Source organism: Novosphingobium sp. B-7 (assembly GCF_000410615.1).
Classification (GTDB): Bacteria; Pseudomonadota; Alphaproteobacteria; order Sphingomonadales; family Sphingomonadaceae; genus Novosphingobium; species Novosphingobium capsulatum.
Genome location: NZ_KE148471.1, coordinates 380 through 4,138, shown reverse-complemented (window position 1 = coordinate 4,138; position 3,759 = coordinate 380). Strand labels below are relative to the sequence as shown.

The 3,759-nt window shown below is 65.7% G+C and carries 5 protein-coding genes; 1 reads left to right on the top strand and 4 read right to left on the bottom strand.

Features of this window, described 5'->3' with window-relative positions; all coding sequences use genetic code 11:
• The 3 genes from H926_RS0120670 to H926_RS0120655 all read right to left on the bottom strand — a co-directional run.
• A partial coding sequence (locus H926_RS0120670) for a DEAD/DEAH box helicase (protein ID WP_022677961.1) occupies positions 1-956 on the bottom strand: 956 nt, incomplete at its 3' end.
• A gap of 10 nt (positions 957-966) precedes the next feature.
• The gene (locus H926_RS29420; RefSeq protein WP_022677960.1) at positions 967-1,290 is read right to left on the bottom strand and encodes a glutaredoxin; all 324 of its coding nucleotides are present in this window, start codon (positions 1,288-1,290) and stop codon (positions 967-969) included.
• Between the two features lie 369 nt (positions 1,291-1,659).
• Positions 1,660-2,673 carry a polyprenyl synthetase family protein gene (locus H926_RS0120655; RefSeq protein WP_022677958.1) on the bottom strand — a complete coding sequence of 338 codons (1,014 nt, stop codon included), beginning with the start codon at positions 2,671-2,673 and terminating at the stop codon, positions 1,660-1,662.
• A 104-nt stretch (positions 2,674-2,777) separates the two neighbouring features.
• Between H926_RS0120655 and H926_RS0120650 the strand changes: the two genes are divergently transcribed.
• On the top strand, positions 2,778-3,080 hold the full coding sequence (locus tag H926_RS0120650) for a chorismate mutase (RefSeq protein ID WP_022677957.1): 303 nt from the start codon (positions 2,778-2,780) through the stop codon (positions 3,078-3,080).
• Between the two features lie 81 nt (positions 3,081-3,161).
• Here H926_RS0120650 and H926_RS0120645 read toward each other — a convergent pair whose 3' ends face one another.
• Positions 3,162-3,629, bottom strand: coding sequence for an Lrp/AsnC family transcriptional regulator (locus H926_RS0120645; RefSeq protein ID WP_022677956.1), 468 nt, complete (start codon positions 3,627-3,629; stop codon positions 3,162-3,164).
• Positions 3,630-3,759 lie beyond the last annotated feature (130 nt).

The following is a 3,759-nucleotide window of genomic DNA, read 5'->3' as shown; positions in this document are numbered from 1 at the left end:
GCCTGGCTGGCGCGGGTGGTGACCAGGCGGGTCACCCCTGCCACCTTGTCAAATTCTGCCCGGCGCGAAAGCCCGGCATCGACCACCACCGCCACGCCATCCAGCGTCAACGAGGTTTCGGCAATCGCTGTCGCCAGGACGATCCGGCGCCGACCCTCGCGATCGCGGCGGATCGCGGCGCGCTGACCTGCCGGATCGACCTGCCCGTGGAGCGGCAGCACCAGCGCGTGGGGCAGGCGCTGTGCGAGGATTTCGGCCGTGCGATCGATGTCGCGCACGCCGGGCAGGAACGCCAGAATGTCGCCTGTCTCTTCGCCCCAGGCCAGGGCAATGGCATTGGCCACCGCCTGCTCGGTGCGTAACTGCGGACTGCTGCCCAGCCAGCGAACGCGCAAGGGATGGGCCTTGCCGGCGCTTTCGATCACCGCCGCCTGGCCGTTCGCATCCGCGCCCATCAGTCCGGCAAAGCGCATGCCATCGAGCGTGGCCGACATCACCACCACCCGCAGATCCTCGCGCAGCACGACTTGCGCCTCCAGGGCCAAGGCCAGGCCGAGGTCTGAATCGAGATGCCGTTCGTGCGCTTCGTCAAACAGCACGGCCGAAACGCCGGTCAGTTCGGGATCAGCCAGGATCGTGGCGACAAAGATCGCCTCGGTCATCACCAGCACGCGGGTGCGCGCCGATCGCTTGCTGTCGAGCCGGGTGAGATAGCCGACCGTCTCGCCCGGCGCCTCGCCCAGCAGGTCGGCCATGCGCTCGGCCGCAGCGCGCGCCGCCACGCGGCGGGGGGACAGCAGGATAACCGTGCCGGTGCACCATGCCTCGCCCAGCAAGGCCGTGGCCACCGTGGTCGTCTTGCCCGCGCCCGGCGGCGCGATGAGCACCGCATTGGGGCTGGCGGCCAGGGCAGCCAGCAGATCCGGCAAGACGGCGTGGATGGGCAGATCGGTCACCCGCCTGCCCTTATCGCCTTGGCCCGGCCATGACATATTGATAGAACGGCGCCGTCGCGGGATCGAGCCCGACCTTTTGCGCATAGAGCGCGACGATGGCATCGGAATCGGCGATGAAGCGGCCCGGCTCCACTTCCAGCGTGGGAAAGGTCACCTTGTCGAGATGCGGCGCCAGAGCCGCACGGATCGGCGCTTCGTCCTCGCCACCGGGCCAGAAGGCCCGCAGGTCCACGCTGTCGAGCTGCCCGGCCTCGGCCAGGAAGGCGACCGCCTTGAGGCAGAACGGGCACGAACGCTTGAGATAGAGGACGGGACGGAACGGGGTCGCAGTCATGAGCCATGCCTTTATGCGTTGGGAAACAAGCCAGTAGCGCCGAATCGGGCCAAACTTCCCATGAGGGCCGGTGCGACGCGGTCAGATCCATGATACCACAATGGGCAACGGTGCCCGATCGCGGCACGGCCTGCCCCGAGAGGACCCATGTTTCTTGACCTGAAAGATCCGTGGCCGCCAGCCCCACCCAACCGACAGCCCAAACCGGCGCCCAGGCTCACCCCGCGTCGGCAGCGCATCGTGGTGGTGCTCGTGGCGATCAACCTGGTGATGATGCTGATCGGCCCGCTGGCCGGCTCATCGGTGATCGAAGGGCTGGTGCACGTATTCCGCTGAAGCGGCGCAGCACCAGGCTTCGTCACGCCCTGATCAATACCGCCGCGCCACCGCAAATTCGGCCGCTTCGCCCATCGCCGCCTTGGCCGCGCTGGCGGGGAAGCCGGCAATGGCATCGATCGCGCGCTGGGCATAATGGCGCGCCCGCTCGCGCGTGGCATTTACGGCATCATGCTTGCGAATCAAGGTGATGGCATGGGCCAGATCAGCGTCGCTGTTGCGATTGCCGGCGATGGCATCGCGCCAGAACCCGCGCTCTTCCTCGTTGCCACGCGCATAGGCCAGGATCACCGGCAGCGTCATCTTCCCCTCGCGGAAATCGTCGCCCTGGTCCTTGCCCATTTCCGAAGCGTCGGAATCATAGTCGATCGCATCGTCCGCCAGCTGGAACGCGATGCCCAGGTTGCGGCCATAGGCGTCAAGCGCCAGTTCGTCCGCCTCGTCCCGCTCGGCCACCACGGCGGCAATGCGGCAGGCAGCGGCGAACAGGGCCGCGGTCTTGGCGTTGATGATCGAGAGATAGCGTTCTTCGCTGGTTTCCACCTGGCGCTGCGCCACCAGCTGGTCAACCTCGCCCTCGGCAATCACGGCCGATGCGCCCGACAGGATGCGCAGCACCTTGATCGAGCCGTCCTCGACCATCAGTTCAAAGCTGCGCGAGAACAGGAAATCGCCCACCAGCACCGTGGCCGGATTGCCATAGATGATGTTGGCGGCCTTCTTGCCGCGGCGCATGTCCGATCCATCGACCACGTCGTCGTGCAGCAGGGTGGCAGTGTGGATGAACTCCACCGCAGCCGCCAGCTTGAAATGGCGGCTGCCGCCATAACCCAGCAGCGCCGCCCCGGCGAGCGTGAGCATGGGGCGCATGCGCTTGCCACCGCCGGCGATGAGATGGCCGGCCAGCGCCGGGATCAACGGGATACGCGATTGCATGCGATCGAGAATCACGGCGTTGACGCTGTTCATGCCGTCGGCCACCAGCGCCATCAGCGGCGCCAGCGAGGGTTCGGCCTTGCGGGGGAGCGTATGGAGGGTAGCAGTCATTGCTGCCCGCTTGGCGCGTGGTGCACGGCTTGGCAAGTCGCAAGTTGCACGGTAGCGGCAGAGCGACACTTTTGCATACCCCACTGACAAAGGCCCGAAAGCACATGAGCGCATCCGCCGAAGGCACCGATCCGGTTCTGGCCGGCTATCGCCAGAGCATCGACAACATCGATGCCGCGATGATCCACATCCTGGCCGAACGCTTTCGCATCACCCAGGCCGTGGGTGCCTACAAGGCCGAAAAAGCCTTGCCCGCCAGCGATCCCGGCCGAGAGGAGCGCCAGATCGCGCGCCTGCGCAAGCTGGCCGAGGATGCCCGGCTCGATCCGGAATTTTCCGAAAAATTCCTGCGCTTCGTAATCGAGGAAGTGATCCGCCACCACAAGCAGGCCAAGGCCGCGCAGTAACCCGCGCGGCGGCTCCCTGCCCTAAAGGGCGCCCGCCACCATTCTCCCCTCCTCTAACGAGATGGGGAGTTTAGGCCCGCTTCACTCGGTGAATGGAACGCCCGGCACCTGCTTGGCGGTGCGGATGGTGAGCGAGGTCTTGACGCTGGCCACGTTGGGCGCGGGCGTCAGCTTGCTGGTCAGGAATTCCTGGAAGCTTTGCAGATCGCGGCTGACGATCTTGAGGATGAAGTCGATCTCGCCATTGAGCATGTGGCATTCGCGCACTTCGGGCAGCGTGCGCATGTGCTCGTCGAACTGGCGCAGCGATTCCTCGGCCTGGCTTTTCAGGCTGACGAGGGCAAAGACCGTGATCGCGAAACCCAGCTTGGCCGGATCGAGATCGGCGTGATAGCCGCGGATCACGCCGGCCTCTTCCAGCGCACGCACGCGGCGCAGGCAGGGCGGCGCCGTAAGGCCCACGCGCTGGGCCAGTTCCACGTTGGTTACGCGGCCCTCATCCTGAAGCTCGGCCAGCAGCCGCCTGTCAATTCCGTCCAATGTCGCCATGTTCGTGTTCTTTAGCCGCTCGACCCGCAAGATTGTGCGTCACCGCTGGCAGTGAAGCTAATATTATTAGCTCATATCGCAATTGTCCTGCAATGCAACGCACCATCACCAAAGCCGGTGCATAGTGTGG